This window comes from Pseudomonas sp. sp1636 (assembly GCF_030376615.1).
Taxonomy (GTDB): domain Bacteria; phylum Pseudomonadota; class Gammaproteobacteria; order Pseudomonadales; family Pseudomonadaceae; genus Aquipseudomonas.
The window spans coordinates 162,360-180,122 of sequence record NZ_JARRAB010000009.1; the positions used below are offsets into that span (position 1 = coordinate 162,360).

Consider the following 17,763-nt stretch of genomic DNA (forward strand, 5'->3'; position numbering starts at 1 on the left):
GCGCCGCCATGCAACGCGCTGCTGTGTTCAAGCTGGGCCGTAATACCATCATCATTCTGGCGTTCCTCGGCCTGTCCGCCTGGCTGGCCTTCGTGCCCTCGCCCCTGGAGCCGTCCTATGAGTTCGTCGGCGCCTGGGGTGAGCCGGGCAGCGGCCCCGGGCAGTTCAACGACCCGACCGGCATCGCCGTTGCTGGCGATGAGGTGTTCGTTGCCGATGCACGCAACGGGCGTATCCAGGTCTTCGATTTCGACGGCGACTTCAAACGCCAGTTCGGTACGCCCGGCAGTGGCGTCGGGCAACTCGGCCGGCCGATGAACCTGACGCTGCACGCCGACGAACTCTATGTGGCCGAATACTTCAACGACCGCATCCAGGTGTTCGGCCTGGACGGCACGCCCAGGCGCATCATCGGCCGCACGGGCAGTGGCCCCGGCGAGTTCGATTCTCCCGGCGGCGTGGCAGTCGCGGTCGATGGCAAACTATGGGTCGCCGACGTCTACAACCAGCGCATTCAGCAACTGGAGGCCGATGGCCGCTTTGTCCGGCAGAAAGGCGCGACCGGCAAGATCGGCATCGGCGCCGGTGAGTTCAACTACCCCACTGCCGTGTCGATCGGCCCGGAGGGGGCGCTGTACGTTGCTGACGGCTACAACGACCGAATACAGCAATTCGACCGCCAAGGAGTGTTCGTGCGCAAATGGGGTGGCCCCTTTGCCATCAACATCTTCGGCCCCTTCAACGGCTGGTTCGCGACCGTGACCGGCGTGGCTGTCGATCGACAGGGCAATCTGTTCGCCGCCGACTTCTACAACCATCGGATCCAGAAATTCTCCGCGGACGGCCGCTTTCTCACCAGCTTCGGCAGCCGGGGTGATGATCCAGGTCAGTTCGAGCATGCCATCGCGGTTGCCGTAGCGGGCGACGGCACGCTGTTCGCGGTCGATTTTGGCAATAGCCGTATACACCGGTGGCGGCCGGCAAGGTCTTGAGCGTGGTGTCTACGCCTGGCGGAGCGGAGTCCGAGGTCTGTCAGGGGGCGATCCCGTGGCCGTAGACGAGATGGGTTGCCGAGTAACCTGGCATGGCGTGCTGCCTGCCACATATGGCCGGCGGTATCAGGCTCTGCGCCGAACCAAGCCCTCGTTGCGGGAGAGATGTCGGCGCTGCCGACATTCCCCCGATGCTTGATAACGCAAGGCGTACGCCGTCAGTGGGGACCGAAGAGTAGCCGGTTGTTCAGAATGCCGCGTTGCGACTTTTCGATCCGTTGCGTCTGCTGCTCGCGTTCAGGGCCGGCGGCAGTGGGCTGTTCCTCGATCATCTGAGCAAAGCGCTCACCGGAGTCCTGGCTGGAGCGGTTATTCACCACTGCCTGTTGCTCCAGGCGGTAGTCCATCAGCCGGTCGCTGCCACCTTCGGCCTGCACCGTAGTCACGGCAGCGCCCATCATCAGTGCGGCCAGTGCCGTCATACTCAGTAGCGTTTTCATGGTGTCATCCTCTAAAGATGCGATATGCATCATTAGGATGACTGGCGGGGGGCTTTGTTACAGGTCGGCTGCCGAGCGGAATGCGCTTCCAGTGGCCGCTGGTCGGAGCAGCTTCGCCGGGCTGGCAATCAGAGCAGCCACAGTACCGGCGGTGCGCCGCGACGCCGTTGCCAGCAGCGGCTCAGCGCCAGCAGCAACAGGGACAGCGGCAGCAGCCAGGCGAACAGGCCGACGAAGGCGCCGAGCCCCGGAATGCCCAATACCAGCAGCAGGCTGGGGGCGCAACAGGCGCCGCCGGCGAGCAGCGCCGGCCACAATCCGACGCTCGATGCGGCGCCTTGGGACAACGAGCACTGGGCGTTGGCATGCAGCGCCAGGGCGCCGTGCAGATTGATTGCCAGCAAGAGTGCCAGCAACCCGGCCAAGGCCAGATTGGCCGGGCTGATCAGCAGCACCAGCACGCCCAGCTCCAGCATGGCCACGGCCTCGAAGTGCCAAGGCCCGCGGCGCGCCCACAGGCGCTGCCATTGCCAGTCCAGGGTCTGCCAGTTCCAGCCGGCCCGAGCAATGTCCAGATCGCCGATGGCGTACAGGTAGAGTAGGGCGTAGAGCACGGCCAGGCAGCCGATCAGCAGTTTGTCAGGGTTGGGGCGAGCCATCGAGCAGCACCGTTTGCGGGTAGAAGGCGTACCAGGCGAACCACATGGCGTCGAAGGCGTTGAGTGGCTCCAGGCCTTCGAGTTCGGCAGCCTGTGGCCCCTCGGCGGCAAAGCGCAGGTTGGCCGGATTCAGCTCGATCGGCGTGTCGGAGCGGTAGACCCAGCCGGTATCCAGTTGCGCGTCCCGGATGATCAGGAAGTGCTCGTCGCCATGGCGGTAGTGCAGCACAGCCTGTTCGCGCAGGTGCGCCTTGTCGACGGCGATGGCCACCCGCTCGGTGCGAAAGCCCAGAATCATCTGCTTGGCCGGCAGGCGGCTGTCCTGGTGCAGGATCGGGAACATCACGTCGGGGTCGGCATAGTAACCCTGCAGCGGCAGGTAGCTGCCGTAGGGATCGCGGTTGTAGTTGCGCAGGGCGCCGGTGGCCCGGGTCAGCACCTGGGTCTGCGGATGGCGTGCCTGCCACCTGGCCCAGGTGGTCCAGACCACTCGCACCTCCTCCAGGCTGCGGCCCTTGGCCGGGCCGTCGATGGCCACGCCGGCGATCTGCGACCAATGGCTGTCGCTGGCGCGGTCGTACATCACCACGTTGCTGTTGAGCAGCTTGCCGGAAACGCCGAGGCTGGTGGCCCCGCGCTTGAAGCCGACGGCGCTGGCGGTGAGCGGGCAGTAGGTGATGCTCAGGCCATCCTCGCCCAGGCTGTCGTTGACGATCTCGTGCCAGACCAGGATGCGCTGCGGATAGGCGCGCGCCTGGCCCTGGTGGAAGACGCCGAAGACGATGTCCTGGGGATCGAGAAAATCATTCGCGCTTGTCGCGTCGCTGAAGCGCGGGCTGTCGATGGCTGGAATACCGTCCTTGCCGGGGCCGCCGGAGAGCATTGAACTGGCATAGGTCTCGTGACTGGCCGCCAGCAGGCGAGCCGGCCCTTCCGGCGGCACGGCCAGGGCCGAACCGCTGATGCACAGGCACAGCGCCAGGGCTTGGAAACGTGCGCGTTGGCTGTTTCGCATGGGTTTCTCCGTCTAGCAATCAGCCAGCAAAGTCGCCAGTTCGCCCGCGCTGTCGAGCCTGGCCAGGTCATCGAAGCCGCCCACATGCCGGGCGCCGATGAAGATCTGTGGCACCGTGCGCCTTCCGCTCTTCTCGATCATCGCGCGCAGGGCCTGGGGATCCAGATCGACCCTGATTCTGCTCAGTGGGCCGGCATCACGGCGCGCCAGCAGTTGCTCGGCCATGCGGCAATAAGGGCAATGTTGGCTGGTGTAGAGGGTGACTTTACTCATGCTGCTACCTCGCAATGATGGAGCGAAGAGGTCGCCCTGGTTTGATTGAGAGACACAGGCGGGGACTTTGTTACAGACCGGGATACAGGCCGCATCGGCGGAGTCGCCAGTGGCTGGCTACTGCTGCGCGCCTGTGGCCGGGGCCTGCCTGCCGATAAACAGGGCCAGCAGTGAAAACAGAAATACCAGGCTGAAGGCGAACGCGCCGAGGTTGAGGCCGAACAGCATTTTCTCGCTACCGTCCGACAGCACCATCGAACCGCCATAGCCCTCGCGCACCAGGTAGGCGAACAGGAAACCGCCAGTCACCAGCATGGCCAGGATGCTTGGTAGCCGGAGGTTATTGCGCGCCCAGGCGAGCTACAGCGACAGCAGCGCCAGGGCGGAATTGGTTGCCAGTTGCCGCGCCTCGTGCAACCGGGCATGGGCTTCCCAACTCGGGTTGAACACATGGGTAGAGTTGATTTCCAGCAGGGGCACGCCCAAGCCATAGAGCAGCGCGCCCAGGGTGATGATCAGTTTGGCCAGCAGCATCTTGCCGTCTCCGCAAACATGGGATGGCCGGCGCAGCCTGGGGACGCTGGGCGCCGGCCGTTCTTCACAGTGCTCCGCACTTGACGAGCAGTGGCAGAGGCAGATTACTTCTGTTGCCAGGCGCGCCCCGCGAACATCGAGTCCAGTGGGGTGTGGAACAGGTGGTTGGCGTAGTTGCTCAGGGTCTTGACGGCCAGGGCCAGGACGATCTCCAGCACCTGGCGCTCGACGTAGCCTGCGGCGAGGAAGGCTTCGACCGACGCGCGCGAAGGCAAACCACGGGTATGGAACAGGGTGCGGGTGAATTCGGCCAGCGCCGCCAGCTTGGCGTCCCCGATAGGAGTGCCGTCGCGGATCGCGTCGGTCACCTGCGAGGCAAGGCCGGACTTCATATCGGCCAGGGCACTGTGCGCCGACACGCAGTATTCGCAGCCGTTCTCGCGGCTGATCACCAGGAACACTACTTCCTGTTCGGCCGGGGTAAAACCCGACTCGTTGCGAAACGCGCTGTAGCCATCCAGGTAGGTTTCCAGCAGGCCGGGGGAGTTGACCATATTGGCGTACATGTTGGGGATAAAGCCGACCTGCGCCTTGGCCTTCTCCAGGACGGCCTGGCCGCGGGCGTCGGTGCTGGTCAAGTCGAGTGCGGGCAGGGTCAGTTGATATTCGCTGAGCATGGTGTTTTCCTTTCTATCTGGACTGAGTGGTCTTTTAATCGGCGTCGAAGACCTTCCCCCGTGGGGCAGGCGACGACAACTCGATTCCAGGGTGCTCGATATTCTGGATCGATAGGCTTATATATCGATCCAGGCAACCAGCCAGCTATGCCGGTCTGCTGACTCTGATGTCGTCCAAGAGGTTTTGTTACAGCTTGGGGAGGCCCGCGCTGTGAATTAAATAATGATCGGTCCATAATGCGCGGCATGAACCGCGGACGCCCAAGAAACTTCGACCCCGACCTGGTTCTGGAAAATGCCATGCAGCTTTTCTGGAGCCAGGGCTATGAGGCCACCAGCTTGCAGGATCTTCTCCTGGCCACTGGGCTGTCCAAGAGCAGCCTGTACGAGAGTTTCGGCAACAAGCAGAGCCTGTTCGAGGCCGCCTTCACCCGCTATTTCGACATCCGAGCCAGGCAGATGCGCGAGCGCCTGGAGCAGGCCGAGTCGCCGCTTGGCTATATCCGCGGTTGCCTGTTGTCCGTGCTCGACGATGCGCAACAGGGCAGGCCGCGTGGCTGCATGTTGGTCAATGTAGCCAACGAGTTTTCCACCGGCGATCCCGCCGTCCAGCCGTTGATCGAACTGGCTACGCGACGCTTTCGTCAGGTATTCGAGCTGGCCTTCGAGCGGGCCCAGGCCTGCGGCGAGTTATCCGATAGCCAACCCCCTGCGGCGCTGGCGCTGTATATGCACTGCGCCATGAGCGGTTTGCGTACGCAGACCAAGTCCGCCATCGACCAGAAAGACCTGCTTACAGTCATCGAGTTGGTGATGGCGAATTTCCGCTAAATTTTTTGCCTTATTTTGGACTTTTCAGTCCGTAAATAACTGTCATTACGCGGCATACCGGGAGCCCGTCCATGAACAACGCAGTTGCCTTCGACATCTATGGAACCCTGATCGATACCCAGGCCGTGCTGGCGCGTCTGACCGACCTGGTCGGTGACAAGGCACAGGCTATCTCGCAGTCATGGCGACAGAAGCAGTTGGAGTACAGCTTTCGCCGGGGCTTGATGCGTGATTATTGCGATTTCTCGGTGTGCACCCGGCAGGCGCTGATCTTTGCCTGTCGTGAGCACGCGGTGGAGGCCCGTGAAGAGATGGTCGAACTGGCCATGCAGGCCTATGCCGAGCTTGATGCCTTTGCCGATGTACCCGCGGGGCTGGAGGCGTTGCACAAGCAGGGCATGCATTTGTATGCGTTCTCCAATGGCAGCCGCACGGCCGTGGAGCGGTTGCTGGGCCGGGCCGGGATTGGCCACTACTTCACGGCGGTTATAAGCGTCGAGGATGTGCGTTCATTCAAGCCAAACCCTGATGTCTATGCCCATTTACTGCGCAGCTGTGGCCTGCCCGCTGCCCAGCTTTGTCTGGTATCGAGCAACCCTTTCGATGTCCTGGGGGCCGCCCATGCGGGCCTGCGCAGCGCCTGGTTGCGCCGTGACCCGGCAAGCCAGTTCGACCCCTGGGAGACGCAGCCCGATATCACGCTTGAGCGTTTTAGCGACGTGGCGAGCCGCTTGCCAGAGATCTATCGGCAAACCATGGCATAAACCAGTCGCTGTAACGAAAGAGCGCCTCATGTCTCAAAAGAGCAGTATCCCAAGAGTTTGAATCAGCATGCATGCCACCTTACCCCTGCTTAACGCGCTGAGCTTTCCAGCGATCACCCGAGGCCAACTGCAAGCGCTGCAGGTCAACCTGACTTACCGGTGCAACCAGCGTTGCCTGCATTGCCATGTCAACGCCGGGCCAACCCGCACCGAAGCGATGACCGACGAGAGCCTGGCGCTGCTGCACCAGGTGATCGATGCGCACTCGGTACAGAGCCTGGATCTGACCGGTGGTGCGCCCGAGATGCACCCGCGCTTTCGCGAAATCGTCAGTCACGCCCGGCATGAAGGCCTGCGGGTGATTGATCGTTGCAACCTGACCATCCTCAGTGAGCCGGGTTATGAAGACTTGGCCGACTTTCTTGCCGAGAACCGCGTGGAAGTCAGCGCCTCCTTGCCGTGTTATTCACGCAATAACGTCGACAAGCAGCGCGGCGATGGCGTATTCGACGCCAGTATCGCAGGCCTGCAGCAGCTCAATAAGCTGGGTTATGGTCGTGAGGGCAGTGGGCTGATTCTCAACCTGGTGTACAACCCGCAAGGTGCCAGTCTGCCTCCGGCGCAAGCGCAGCTCGAAGCAGACTACAAATCACACCTGGCGGAAGACTTCGGCATTTACTTCAACCATCTGCTGACCATTACCAACCAGCCAATTGCGCGCTTCGGCAGCACCCTGGTGAGCAAGGGCACTTTCAACAGCTATATGCAGCTGCTGCGCGACAGCTATCGCCCGGAAAACCTCGACGCGGTGATGTGCAAGAGCCTGATCAGTGTCGACTGGCAGGGCTACCTGTACGACTGCGACTTCAATCAGATGCTTGAACTGCCGCTGGTCATGCCCGGCTTGATCGGCCGTGACCGTCCCCATCTGCGCGACTTGCTCGGCTCCTCGAGCCTGGCAGGCAATCCCATCGTCACCCGCGATCACTGTTACGCCTGTACGGCCGGGCAGGGTTCGAGCTGCGGCGGCGCGCTGGATAATCATTAAGGAAGGATTTACATGGACAAGCGTAAAGCGGCCCTGCTGGGCATCATTCTGCTGCTGGTGGCAGGTTTTTTCCTGTTCGACCTGGGCCAGTACCTCAATCTGGCGACCCTCAAGGCACAACAGTCCGCCCTGAACGCACAGGTATCAGCCAACCCGCTGCTGGCAGGTGGTTTGTTCTTCCTGCTGTACGTGGTGGCTACGGCGCTATCGCTGCCTGGCGCGGTGTTGCTGACCCTGGTTGCAGGCGCCTTGTTCGGCCTGCTTGGCGGTACGCTGCTGGTGTCGTTTGCCTCCACCCTGGGGGCAACCCTGGCCATGCTGATCAGCCGTTTTCTCCTGCGTGACTGGGTCCAGGCCCGGTTCAGCCAGCGGTTGGCCGGTATCGATCAGGGCATCGAGCGGGAAGGGGCGTCCTATCTGTTCGCCCTGCGTCTGGTGCCGGTGTTTCCATTCTTTCTGATCAACCTGGCCATGGGCCTGACCAAATTACCGGCACGCACTTACTGGTGGGTCAGCCAGTTGGGCATGCTGCCCGGCACCCTGGTGTTCGTCAATGCCGGTCGTGAGCTCGGGCAACTGGACTCGCTGGGCGGGATTCTTTCGCCGGGTCTGCTCGGAGCTTTCGTGTTGCTGGGGCTTTTGCCGATTGTGTCGCGCAAGGCGCTTGACTGGTTCCAGGCGCGCAAGGTCTACGCCGGCTGGATCAAGCCCAAGACGTTCGATCGCAATATGGTGGTCATCGGTGCCGGTTCGGGCGGACTGGTGTCGGCCTATATCGCCGCCGCGGTGAAAGCCAAGGTCACCCTGATCGAGAAGCACAAGATGGGCGGCGATTGCCTAAATACCGGCTGCGTACCGTCCAAGGCGCTGCTGCGCTCGGGAAAATTTGCCAATGAGCTGAAAAAAGCCGAGGCGCTGGGCTTCAAGCCGGTAACAGCCGAGGTCGATTTTGCCGCCGTGATGCAGCGCGTGCAGCGGGTGGTGGCGGATGTCGAACCGCATGACTCGGTCGAGCGCTATACCGGTCTGGGCGTGGAAGTGATCGAGGGCGAAGCGCAGATCACCTCGCCCTGGACGGTGGAGGTCAATGGCCAGAGCCTGAGCACCCGCGCCATCGTGATTGCCACTGGTGCGCGGCCCCTGGTGCCGAAGATTCCGGGCATCGAGTTGGTGGCGCCGCTGACCTCCGATAATGTCTGGAACCTGCGCGAACAGCCCAAGCGTTTACTGGTGCTCGGTGGTGGGCCGATTGGTTGTGAATTGGCCCAGGCTTTTCAGCGCTTGGGCAGCGCCGTGACCCAGGTGGAAATGGCCGAGCGCTTGCTGATTCGTGAGGATCTCGAGGCCAGCGAAGCGGTAATGGCCAGCCTGCGCCATGATGGGGTCGAGCTGCGTTTGCAGCACAAGGCCGTGCGCTTCGAGGTGGTCGAAGGGCAGCGGCAAATGGTGTGCCTCAATCTGGCCGATGACAGCGAAGTGCACATTGCCTTCGATCAGGTGCTGTTGGCCCTGGGCCGGGTGGCCAACGTCAAGGGCTTCGGTGCCGAGCAGCTGCAGCTGCAGCTGCGCGCCAATGGCACCCTTGAGGTCAACGAATACCTGGCCACGCGCTTTCCCAATATTTTCGCCGTGGGCGATGTGACCGGCCCCTATCAGTTCACCCATACCTCGGCGCATCAGGCCTGGTTTGCCGCCGTGAATGGATTGTTTGGTGGTTTCAAGCGCTTCAAGGTGGACTACCGCGTGATCCCCTGGGCGACCTTTACCGACCCGGAAGTGGCTCGGGTCGGGCTCAACGAGCAGGACGCCAAAGACCAGGGCATTGCCTATGAAGTGAGTCGTTTCGGTATCGACGAGCTCGATCGAGCCATCGCCGACGAAGCTGCCCATGGCTACATCAAAGTGCTGACCGTGCCGGGCAAGGATCGCATCCTCGGCGTGACCATCGTCGGCGAGCATGCCGGCGAATTGCTCGCCGAGTACGTGGCGGCGATGAAGCAGGGCTACGGCCTGAACAAGGTACTCGGCACCATCCATATCTACCCGACCATGGCTGAAGCCAACAAATACGTGGCCGGCGAGTGGAAGCGTGCGCATACCCCGGTCGCCGTGTTGCGCTGGGTCGCGCGCTTTCATCAATGGCGGTTGGGCGGCAGCAGGGTGGAGGTTCTGGGCGAATTCAAGGCGAGCGAGAAAACCCTGTGAACGGTCGGTTCGACCTGTTGCTCGCGGGCGCGGGGCATGCCCATCTGGGCGTGCTGCGCCTGTGGTTGAACGGGCAACGGCCGAAGGGGCGTATCGGATTGATCAGCGAAGGCCCGCACGCCTGGTACTCGGGCATGCTGCCGGGGTTGCTGGCCGGCCGCTATCGCGCCGAGCAGTGCCGCATCCCCTTGCAGGCACTCTGTGCTGCAGCAGATGTGGACTTGCTGGAGGGACAGGTCAGTGAACTGGATCCGGTTGCCAGGTGCGTCGTACTGGCAGATGGCAGGCAATACTCGGCTACCTGGCTGTCGCTCAACCTGGGCTCCGTGCCCAGGATGCCGCAAGGCTCAGGAACCACGCTGGAAGTGTTGCCGGTCAAACCGTTCGAGGCTTTTCTGCACGGCTGGCAGCGTTGGCAGCAGGCTCCCCAGGCATTAGCCATTCTCGGCGGTGGCGCTGCAGGGGTTGAGTTGGCCTTGGCCCTGGCGTCTCAGGTGCCTCAACTGACCTTGCTCAGCAGCGCCCAGGTATTGGCCGGGCATCCATTGGCGTTGCGCAAGCGGGCTCTGCGCCACCTGGCCGAAGCTGAGGTAAAGATACTGGAAGGCATTGCCGTGGATTCTATTCATGGCGATGCCCTGGTTGCCGGTGATCGGCTCGTCTGGTGCGGTGAGCGGGTGATCCTGGCCACGGGGGCCAGTGCATTGCCCTGGCTTGGCCGATCCGGTTTGGCCTGCGATGAGCGCGGCTTCGTGCGGGTCGGCAAGACCCTGCAGAGCCTTTCCCATGCGCATGTGTTTGCCGCCGGTGACTGCGCGAGCCTCAGTGCAACCCCCCGCAGCGGGGTCTACGCCGTGCGTCAGGGGCCCGTCCTGGCCGCCAATCTGAATGCTGCCCTGGCTGGTCAGCCGCTGAGCTCGTTTCACCCGCAACGCCGCACATTGGCGCTTCTGGCCGATGGCCAGGGTGGTGCGCTGCTCAGTTGGTCTGGCATGACGGCCGAAGGAGCATGGCTGGGATGGTGGAAGGATCGTCTCGACCGCAGCTTTATCAGCCGCCACCACGGCTCTAATTAGCTGACCAATGAAGACTGCCTGGCCATATCGGTCGGGCAAACCCCTATGCCGACATTCAAGGCCGGTCGTTCTAAAGGAGATGTTGCATGAAAATCTGGGTCCTGCTGTTGCTGCGCGTATCGCTTGGCTGGCTGCTGGTTATCTGGGGCGCGGACAAGGTATTCAACGTCGAGCACGGCATGGCAGTGGCCAACAAGTTCTACTTTGGTGTTTTTGCCGCCGAAAGTGCCCTGCAGGTAGCGGGTGTGCTGCAGATGCTGGTTGGTCTGGCCGTTGTCGTCGGTTTTGCCCGGCGCTGGGTTTACCCGCTGCAGGTGCTGCTCAATGGGGCGTCGCTGCTGGCGGTGATGCAGTCGGTGATCGATCCCTGGAGCTGGGTCTTCGCGGGCAGCAATGCGCTGTTCTATCCCTCGCTGATCATCTTCGCGGCCAGCTTGCTGCTGATTGCCTATCGCGATGAGGATCGATTGGCACTCGATAGATCCTGAGCTGTAACAAATCCACGCCTGGCCTACTCTGAATAGGTCAGCAACATTTGGCTGGCATTGGCACAACAACAAGCGCCTACCCAAAGGTGGCGCACCGCCTACGCAAGAGGGGTATCCAATGCACCGCTTTAAACTCAGTGTATTCAGCTTGGCCGTTGCCGCAGCCATCAGCCAGTCGGCTCTGGCCAGTCAGCAATCCGAGGCCCAGGGCTTCATCGAAGACAGCAGTCTCAACCTGCTGAACCGCGCGTTCTATTTCAACCGTGATTTTCGTAACGGCGGCTTCAACGGTGCCGGCACCAACGGCAACAAGCCGGGCCAGGAGAACGGTTATCGCGAGGAAGCCGCCTATGGTGTCATGGGCTTCTATGAATCGGGCTTCACTCAGGGCACCTTCGGTATCGGCGTCGATGCCTATGGCTTTCTTGGTATTCGCCTGGATGGCGGTGGTGGTCGAACCGGTACCTTGCTTGCGCCCATAGGCGGTGATGGCAAGCCGGAGAAAGACTGGGGCGAGGCGGGCGGAGCGGTCAAGTTGCGTTGGTCGAATACCGTGCTCAAGTATGGCGAGCAGCAATTTGGTAATCCGGTCGTGGGCACGGGTGACGCACGCTTGTTGCCGGAAACCGCCACCGGCTTTTTCCTCAGCAGCGAGGAGTTCGAGGGCCTGGCCCTGGACGCCGGCCATATCACGGCGATGAACAACTTCAACAGCGGCAACTCCGACGATGAGTTGCTGATCCAGTATGCCGGCGATGTCGGTGACTCGATGAGCTGGGCGGGCCTGACCTACACGCCCGCGGATAGCCTGACCCTGAGCTTTTACGGCTCGCACGTTGAAGATACCTGGGATCGCTACTACGCCAATGTTGGTTACACCCTGGCGCTGGGTGATGAACAGTCGTTGAACCTCGACCTCAATGTCTATCGCACCAATGATGTTGGCCAGAGCTTGGCCGGCGATATTGGCAATACCGATTGGTCGTTGGCCGCCAAATATAGCCTAGGAGCCCATGCCCTGACCCTGGCGTTCCAGAAAATCGATGACGACGCCGGTTTCGATTACATCGGTTTCAATGGCATCTACCTGGCCAACTCGGTGCAGTACTCCGACTTCAACGCCCCGGGCGAAGAGTCCTGGCAGCTGCGCTATGACCTGGACATGGCCAGCTACGGCGCACGAGGCCTGACCTTTATGGCGCGTTACCTGCGTGGCAGCGATATCGATAGCACCGGCGCCGATGCGCGCGGGGGCTTCTTCGATGCCGATGCCAACAACGAGAAGCACTGGGAGCGCGATCTGGAAGCCAAGTATGTCGTGCAACAAGGCTCGGCCAAGGATCTGGCATTGCGTGTTCGCCATGCGGTGCATCGTGGCTCATCCAATCAAATCGACGGCGACGTGGATGAGGTTCGCTTCATCGTCGAGTACCCGCTAAGTATTTTGTAAAGAATTCACTCATGGCTGAGTGAAGTACAGGGGTTGCTCCTTTCCTCCCCGACCTTTGGGCTGTATCTCCGATACAGCCTCTTTTTTATTACATGTCGACCCAGCGCTATATAGGCTGGCGCTGTAACAAGCGCGACGATTTTTTATCTAGTTAGTAAGCAATAATTTTTCAGCCAATCGCTTTGATCGGCGTTGCTCTGCCTGGTTGCTCTGCCTGATTGTTGCGCAGGGCGACGTACTCCATGAAACAGAGGTTATCCATGCACGAATCGGTACAGAACTACTACGGCAAGATCCTGCAGAACAGCGGCGACCTGAAGACCAGCGCCTGCTGCGATGCCTCCAATATGCCGGCCTGGCTCAAGCCGTTGCTGGCCAATGTGCACCCGGAGGTCAGCGCGCGGTATTACGGCTGCGGTCTGGTCGCTCCGGCGCTGCTCGATGGTTGCCGGATCCTTGACCTGGGCAGCGGTTCGGGGCGCGATTGTTATGTCCTGGCGCAGCTGGTCGGGGCAGAGGGTTCGGTGCTGGGCGTGGACATGACCGCCGAGCAGTTGGCGGTGGCCAATGCCCATCTGGATTACCACGCCGAACGCTTCGGCTACGTCAATGTGGCCTTCCGTTACGGCTATATCGAGGATCTGGCGGCGCTGGATCTGGCCGATGCCAGCTTCGATGTGATCGTCTCCAACTGCGTGATCAACCTGTCGCCAGACAAGGACAGCGTGCTGCGCGAGGCCTATCGCTTGCTCAAGCCAGGCGGCGAATTGTACTTCTCCGATGTCTATGCCGACCGCCGCCTGGCCGACGAATTACGCCAGGACGAGGTGCTGTACGGCGAGTGCCTGGGCGGCGCGCTGTACTGGAATGACTTCGAGAACCTGGCCCGCCGCCATGGCTTCAGCGACCCGCGGCTGGTCGAGGATCAGCCGATCAGCATTACCGATCCAGCTCTGGCCGACAAACTCGGCGACGCGCGCTTCTTCTCCGCCACTTACCGGCTGTTCAAACTCGACGGCCTGGAGCCGGCTTGCGAGGACTACGGCCAGGCAGTGATCTACCGCGGCAGCATTGCCGGCGCGGAGCAGGCCTTTGTGCTGGACAAGCATCACCGGATCGAAACCGGCCGGGTGTTCCCGGTGTGCGGCAATACCTGGCGCATGCTTAAGGACAGCCGATTTGCCCCGCACTTCCAGTTTATCGGCGACTTCAGCCGCCACTTCGGCCTGTTCGCGGGCTGTGGCGGTGGTTTGCCGTTCGACCAGCAGGGTACCGCCTCTTCTCCAGCCAGTTGTTGCTAAGGGGCTTCAATCAGATGATCAGTCGCAACCTTATCGCGCTGGCCTGCACGACGCTGCTTCTGAGCGCGTGTGCCCCACAAGACAAGCAGACCATTACGCTCTCAGGCTCCAGCACCATTGCCCCCTTGATGGTCGAAATCGGCCAGCGTTTCGAAACCCAGCACCCCGATGTGCGAGTCGATGTCCAGGCTGGGGGCACCTCACGTGGCATCCAGGATGCGCGCAGTGGCTTGGCAGCGATTGGCATGGTGTCGCGCTCGCTGCATGCGGATGAGGGGGATTTGACGCCCTACACCATTGCCCAGGATGGCATCGCCATGATTGTTCACGCCAGCAATCCGCTCGATGGCATCAGCAGCGAGCAGGTGGTGGCGCTTTATACCGGCCAGCTCACTGACTGGACTGATCTGGGTGGTGCAGCGGGCCAGGTGGTGAAGGTGCACAAGGCCGAAGGCCGCTCGACCCTGGAGCTGTTTCTCAAGCATTTCAAGCTGGACAACCCTGTCGTGCACCCGGATCTGGTGATCGGTGATAACCAGCAGGGCATCAAGTCGGTGGCCGGCAATCCGCAGGCGATTGGTTATGTCTCCATCGGCACCGCCGAGTATGAGGTGAACCTGGGCGCGCCGATCAAGCTGTTGGCACTCGATGGCCAACCGGCTTCGACCGCCACCTTGCTGGCTGGCAAGTACCCATTGAGCCGCGACTTGAACCTGGTGGTGCATGGCGAGCCGGATGCCAATACCCAGGCATTGCTGGCGTTCGCCCAGTCCAGCGAGGTGGCCGACCTTGTCGAGCAGCACGCCTTTATCCCTGCGTCGTAACCTGGATCGGCTGCTGCGCCTGGCCAGCCTGGGCTGTGCGCTGACGGCAGCAGTGGTGCTGTTGTTGATTATGGTGTTTCTGACCCAGGCCAGCTGGCCGTTGTTGCAGCAACCGGCAAGCCTGTTGGGCACAAGCTGGCAGCCGTCGAGCGGGCAGTTCGGGTTGCAGGCCATGCTCGCCGCCTCACTGCTGAGCAGTGTCTTGGCGCTGTCGCTGGCGGTACCGGCCGGGCTGCTGGTGAGCATCTGGCTGATCTTCTATGCCCCCGCGTCGGTGGCGCGAGTCTACGGGGCCATGCTCGGCCTGATGGCCAGCATTCCCTCAGTGGTCTACGGGCTCTGGGGACTGGTGGTACTGGTGCCGCTACTCGGTGCCTGGGTACCGCCGGGGGCCAGTCTGCTGGCCGCAGGTATCGTGCTGGCGCTGATGATTCTGCCGCTGCTGATGGTGCAGGCCGATGTGACCTTGCGCGAAAGTGCCCGCCGCCATATGCCGGCTGCGTTATGCCTGGGCGTTTCGCCCTGGTCGGCGATTCGCCGCGTGCTGCTGCCTGCGGCATGGCCGCGCCTATGGCCGGCGATCTTGTTGCAGCTGGGGCGGGCACTGGGTGAAACCATGGCGGTGCTGATGGTGGCTGGCAATGTGGTGCAGTGGCCCGGCTCGCCGTTTGCGCCGGTCAGGACGCTGACTGCAAACATTGCCCTGGAAATGAGCTACGCCACTGGCCCGCATCTCGATGCGCTGTATCTCAGCGGCTGGCTGTTGCTGGTGTTGGCCCTGCTGCTGATGGCATTGGCGCGGATCTACGGGAGCCGCACATGAACCACCGCGAAGCCTGGCGCGCGCGCGCCCTGGGCGTGCTGGCGCTGCTGCTGATGCTGGCCCCCCTGAGCCTGCTGTGGACGGTGTTTGGCGAGGGCATTGGCCTGCTCGACTGGCAGTTTCTGTTCGCGGAGCCGGCGCAGGCTGGGCGCAGCGGCGGGATCGGGCCGATCATCGTGTCCACCGCATTGGTCTTGCTGATCTGCATGGGCCTGGCGGTGCCGCTGGGCCTGGGCACGGCGTTGTTTCTGGTCGAGCAGGTGCGCCCCGAAGGGCGGTTGAACCTGACCCTGCAATGGGCGCTCGATGGTTTGGGCGCGGTCCCCTCAGTGGTTTTCGGCCTGTTCGGCTATCGCCTGTTCGTGGTCGAACTGGGCTGGGGCTATTCGTTGCTGGCCGGCGGTTGCACCCTGGCGTGCATGGTACTGCCGCTGTTTATCCGCGGTTGCGAGCAGGCCCTGCGCGACTGCCCGCAGAGTTATCGGCAGGCAGCCGCCGGCTTGGCCATCTCCCGCGTCGGCTACCTGCGGCGCATTCTGTTGCCGTTCGCGGCTCCGGGGATTGCCGGCGCGCTGGTCATCAGCGCCGGCCGCGCCCTGGCGGAAACCGCCGTGCTGCTGTTCACCGCCGGCTACGTGATGCGCTGGCCGGATAGCCTGTTCGATTCCGGACGTACCCTGGCCGTGCATATCTATGATCTGGCCATGAATGTATCCGGCGGCAGCCCGGCATCGGCGGCAACCGCGCTGGTGTTGCTGGGTTTTGCCCTGGCCATCCAATTGCTGGCCTGGCGGCTCGGTCAACGACCGCTTTCCTTCGCGAGATAATGTGATGACTGCGTCTAACCAACCCCCTTCACTCAGTATCCAGAACCTCAGCGTGCACTATGGGGAGCAGGGTGCCTTGCTCGGCGCGTCGCTGGATGTTGCCTCGGGTGAACTCATGGCCGTGGTCGGCCCCAGTGGCTGCGGCAAGAGCAGCATGCTGTCGGCGGTCAACCGCATGACTGACCTGACCCCGGGGGCTCGCGTCAGCGGCCGGGTATTGATCGGCAATCAGGATGTGCTGGGTGGCGGCATGGACGTGCAAGCCCTGCGCCGTCAGGTCGGCATGGTGTTCCAGCAGCCCAACCCATTCCCCCTGAGCATTGCCGAAAACATACTATTTGCCCTGCGCGAGCACGGTGTGCGCGACAAGAGCGAACTGCATGGGCGCATGGAGCAGGCGTTGCAAGCCACCGGCTTGTGGAAGGAAGTGCACGACCGCCTGCAGAAACCGGCACTGGGATTGTCCGGCGGTCAGCAACAACGCTTGTGCTTCGCCCGCGCCCTGGCACTGGAACCCCGCGTGCTGTTGCTCGACGAACCGTGCAGCGCCCTGGATCCGATCGCCAGCGCTACGGTCGAGGGCCTGATCGACAGCCTCAAGGGGCGCTACACCCTGCTCATGGTCACCCACAACCTGGCTCAGGCGCGGCGCCTGGCCGATCACGTGGCGGTGTGCTGGGTGCGCGATGGCTGCGGTTGCGTGCTCGACAGCGGCCCGGCCTGCGAGCTGTTCGAAAGCGCCCGCGACCCGCTGGCCCATCGCTATCTCAACGGGATGCTGTGTTGAGTCGCAGGGAATGATGACTCTAGTCCAGGAGGTACGGCTCGATGTCCCTGGCAAGTGCATGCCTGCTGACCGGCCAAGCCTGAAGCGAAGCTGGACACTGACCTTGCTGGGTTGCACCTGCATTCTTGGGCTCACGGCTGCCTGGGCCGATTGGGACTTCGAGCGAATCATCCGTAACGCTGAGCAACGCCATGGCGCCCTGGGGGTAACCCGGGCACGAATCCTCGGCTGGCAGGCGCTGCTGGCCAGCCGCGGAGAACTGACGGAGCTGGAAAAGTTGCAGGCGGTGAACTGACACTTCAATCGCCAGCTGCGCTTTTCCGATGACATCAAGATTTGGGGCGAGCGCGACTACTGGGCCACGCCCATCGAAGCACTGGTAAAGGGTGCCGCCGACTGCGAGGACTACTCCCTGGCCAAGTACTTCAGCCTGCGCCAACTCGGCGTGCCAACGGGCAAGTTGCGCCTCACCTACGTTAAGGCGCTCAAGCTCAACCAGGCCGCCAAAGGAGATGGCAGGGTCGATGTAGCGCATTGCTGACTTAATGTCCTTCCAATAGGTCATCAGTGCCTTGAGATCCCAATCATTGGCCGTGGCCCAGGTGGCAAAGCTACGGCGCAGCGAATGGCTGGTGTACAGCTCAACGGGGTTCAAATCCCTATCTTCCCGCCATACTGAAAAGCCCCGT

21 protein-coding genes are annotated in these 17,763 nt (G+C 62.3%); 14 read left to right on the plus strand and 7 right to left on the minus strand.

What is annotated here, in order from left to right:
* Positions 1 to 8 precede the first annotated feature (8 nt).
* Entirely contained in the window at positions 9 to 992 is a 984-nt protein-coding gene (locus P8H27_RS11400) for an NHL repeat-containing protein (protein ID WP_289637578.1), read from the plus strand.
* Between the two features lie 218 nt (positions 993 to 1,210).
* On the opposite strand, the gene P8H27_RS11405 is transcribed toward P8H27_RS11400, so the two are convergent.
* The 7 genes from P8H27_RS11405 to P8H27_RS11435 form a co-directional block, all read right to left on the minus strand.
* Positions 1,211 to 1,492 carry a hypothetical protein gene (locus P8H27_RS11405; protein ID WP_289637579.1) on the minus strand — a complete coding sequence of 94 codons (282 nt, stop codon included), beginning with the start codon at positions 1,490 to 1,492 and terminating at the stop codon, positions 1,211 to 1,213.
* Positions 1,493 to 1,620: 128 nt separating this feature from the next.
* The gene (locus P8H27_RS11410; RefSeq protein ID WP_289637581.1) at positions 1,621 to 2,151 is read right to left on the minus strand and encodes a hypothetical protein; all 531 of its coding nucleotides are present in this window, start codon (positions 2,149 to 2,151) and stop codon (positions 1,621 to 1,623) included.
* Entirely contained in the window at positions 2,132 to 3,166 is a 1,035-nt protein-coding gene (locus P8H27_RS11415; protein WP_289637583.1) for a DUF3179 domain-containing protein, read from the minus strand. Before P8H27_RS11415 ends, P8H27_RS11410 begins: the two co-directional genes overlap by 20 nt.
* A gap of 12 nt (positions 3,167 to 3,178) precedes the next feature.
* Positions 3,179 to 3,439, minus strand: coding sequence for a glutaredoxin 3 (gene grxC / locus P8H27_RS11420; RefSeq protein ID WP_289637585.1), 261 nt, complete (start codon positions 3,437 to 3,439; stop codon positions 3,179 to 3,181).
* Between the two features lie 117 nt (positions 3,440 to 3,556).
* Entirely contained in the window at positions 3,557 to 3,754 is a 198-nt protein-coding gene (locus P8H27_RS11425; RefSeq protein WP_289637587.1) for a hypothetical protein, read from the minus strand.
* Between the two features lie 45 nt (positions 3,755 to 3,799).
* Positions 3,800 to 3,973: a hypothetical protein gene (locus P8H27_RS11430; protein ID WP_289637588.1), complete on the minus strand. Its 174-nt coding sequence runs from the start codon at positions 3,971 to 3,973 to the stop codon at positions 3,800 to 3,802.
* Between the two features lie 104 nt (positions 3,974 to 4,077).
* Entirely contained in the window at positions 4,078 to 4,650 is a 573-nt protein-coding gene (locus P8H27_RS11435) for a carboxymuconolactone decarboxylase family protein (RefSeq protein ID WP_289637589.1), read from the minus strand.
* 300 nt (positions 4,651 to 4,950) lie between these two features.
* Between P8H27_RS11435 and P8H27_RS11440 the strand changes: the two genes are divergently transcribed.
* The 13 genes from P8H27_RS11440 to P8H27_RS11500 all read left to right on the plus strand — a co-directional run bounded on the left by P8H27_RS11440 (position 4,951) and on the right by P8H27_RS11500 (position 17,615).
* Positions 4,951 to 5,481: a TetR/AcrR family transcriptional regulator gene (locus P8H27_RS11440; RefSeq protein WP_289637590.1), complete on the plus strand. Its 531-nt coding sequence runs from the start codon at positions 4,951 to 4,953 to the stop codon at positions 5,479 to 5,481.
* Positions 5,482 to 5,552: 71 nt separating this feature from the next.
* Entirely contained in the window at positions 5,553 to 6,245 is a 693-nt protein-coding gene (locus P8H27_RS11445; RefSeq protein WP_289637591.1) for a haloacid dehalogenase type II, read from the plus strand.
* Positions 6,246 to 6,312: 67 nt separating this feature from the next.
* A complete protein-coding gene (gene arsS / locus P8H27_RS11450) occupies positions 6,313 to 7,293 on the plus strand; it encodes an arsenosugar biosynthesis radical SAM (seleno)protein ArsS (protein ID WP_289637592.1) in 981 nt (326 codons plus the stop codon).
* Positions 7,294 to 7,305: 12 nt separating this feature from the next.
* The gene (locus P8H27_RS11455; RefSeq protein ID WP_289637594.1) at positions 7,306 to 9,498 is read left to right on the plus strand and encodes an FAD-dependent oxidoreductase; all 2,193 of its coding nucleotides are present in this window, start codon (positions 7,306 to 7,308) and stop codon (positions 9,496 to 9,498) included.
* Positions 9,495 to 10,574 carry an FAD-dependent oxidoreductase gene (locus tag P8H27_RS11460; protein ID WP_289637596.1) on the plus strand — a complete coding sequence of 360 codons (1,080 nt, stop codon included), beginning with the start codon at positions 9,495 to 9,497 and terminating at the stop codon, positions 10,572 to 10,574. Before P8H27_RS11455 ends, P8H27_RS11460 begins: the two co-directional genes overlap by 4 nt.
* Positions 10,575 to 10,660: 86 nt before the next feature.
* The gene (locus tag P8H27_RS11465; RefSeq protein ID WP_289637598.1) at positions 10,661 to 11,062 is read left to right on the plus strand and encodes a DoxX family protein; all 402 of its coding nucleotides are present in this window, start codon (positions 10,661 to 10,663) and stop codon (positions 11,060 to 11,062) included.
* A 118-nt stretch (positions 11,063 to 11,180) separates the two neighbouring features.
* Entirely contained in the window at positions 11,181 to 12,512 is a 1,332-nt protein-coding gene (locus tag P8H27_RS11470; protein WP_289637601.1) for an OprD family porin, read from the plus strand.
* Positions 12,513 to 12,772: 260 nt separating this feature from the next.
* Positions 12,773 to 13,813 carry a methyltransferase domain-containing protein gene (locus tag P8H27_RS11475; protein WP_289637603.1) on the plus strand — a complete coding sequence of 347 codons (1,041 nt, stop codon included), beginning with the start codon at positions 12,773 to 12,775 and terminating at the stop codon, positions 13,811 to 13,813.
* A 14-nt stretch (positions 13,814 to 13,827) separates the two neighbouring features.
* Positions 13,828 to 14,637: a phosphate ABC transporter substrate-binding protein gene (locus P8H27_RS11480; protein WP_289637605.1), complete on the plus strand. Its 810-nt coding sequence runs from the start codon at positions 13,828 to 13,830 to the stop codon at positions 14,635 to 14,637.
* Complete coding sequence (pstC, locus tag P8H27_RS11485; RefSeq protein WP_289637607.1) at positions 14,603 to 15,460, plus strand: phosphate ABC transporter permease subunit PstC; 858 nt, start codon at positions 14,603 to 14,605, stop codon at positions 15,458 to 15,460. The genes P8H27_RS11480 and pstC overlap by 35 nt, the downstream gene beginning before the upstream one ends.
* The gene (gene pstA / locus P8H27_RS11490) at positions 15,457 to 16,287 is read left to right on the plus strand and encodes a phosphate ABC transporter permease PstA (RefSeq protein ID WP_289637609.1); all 831 of its coding nucleotides are present in this window, start codon (positions 15,457 to 15,459) and stop codon (positions 16,285 to 16,287) included. The genes pstC and pstA overlap by 4 nt, the downstream gene beginning before the upstream one ends.
* 4 nt (positions 16,288 to 16,291) lie before the next feature.
* The gene (locus P8H27_RS11495) at positions 16,292 to 17,074 is read left to right on the plus strand and encodes a phosphate ABC transporter ATP-binding protein (protein WP_289637611.1); all 783 of its coding nucleotides are present in this window, start codon (positions 16,292 to 16,294) and stop codon (positions 17,072 to 17,074) included.
* 334 nt (positions 17,075 to 17,408) lie between these two features.
* Positions 17,409 to 17,615, plus strand: coding sequence for a transglutaminase-like cysteine peptidase (locus P8H27_RS11500; protein ID WP_289637623.1), 207 nt, complete (start codon positions 17,409 to 17,411; stop codon positions 17,613 to 17,615).
* The last annotated feature ends 148 nt before the right edge of the window (positions 17,616 to 17,763 follow it).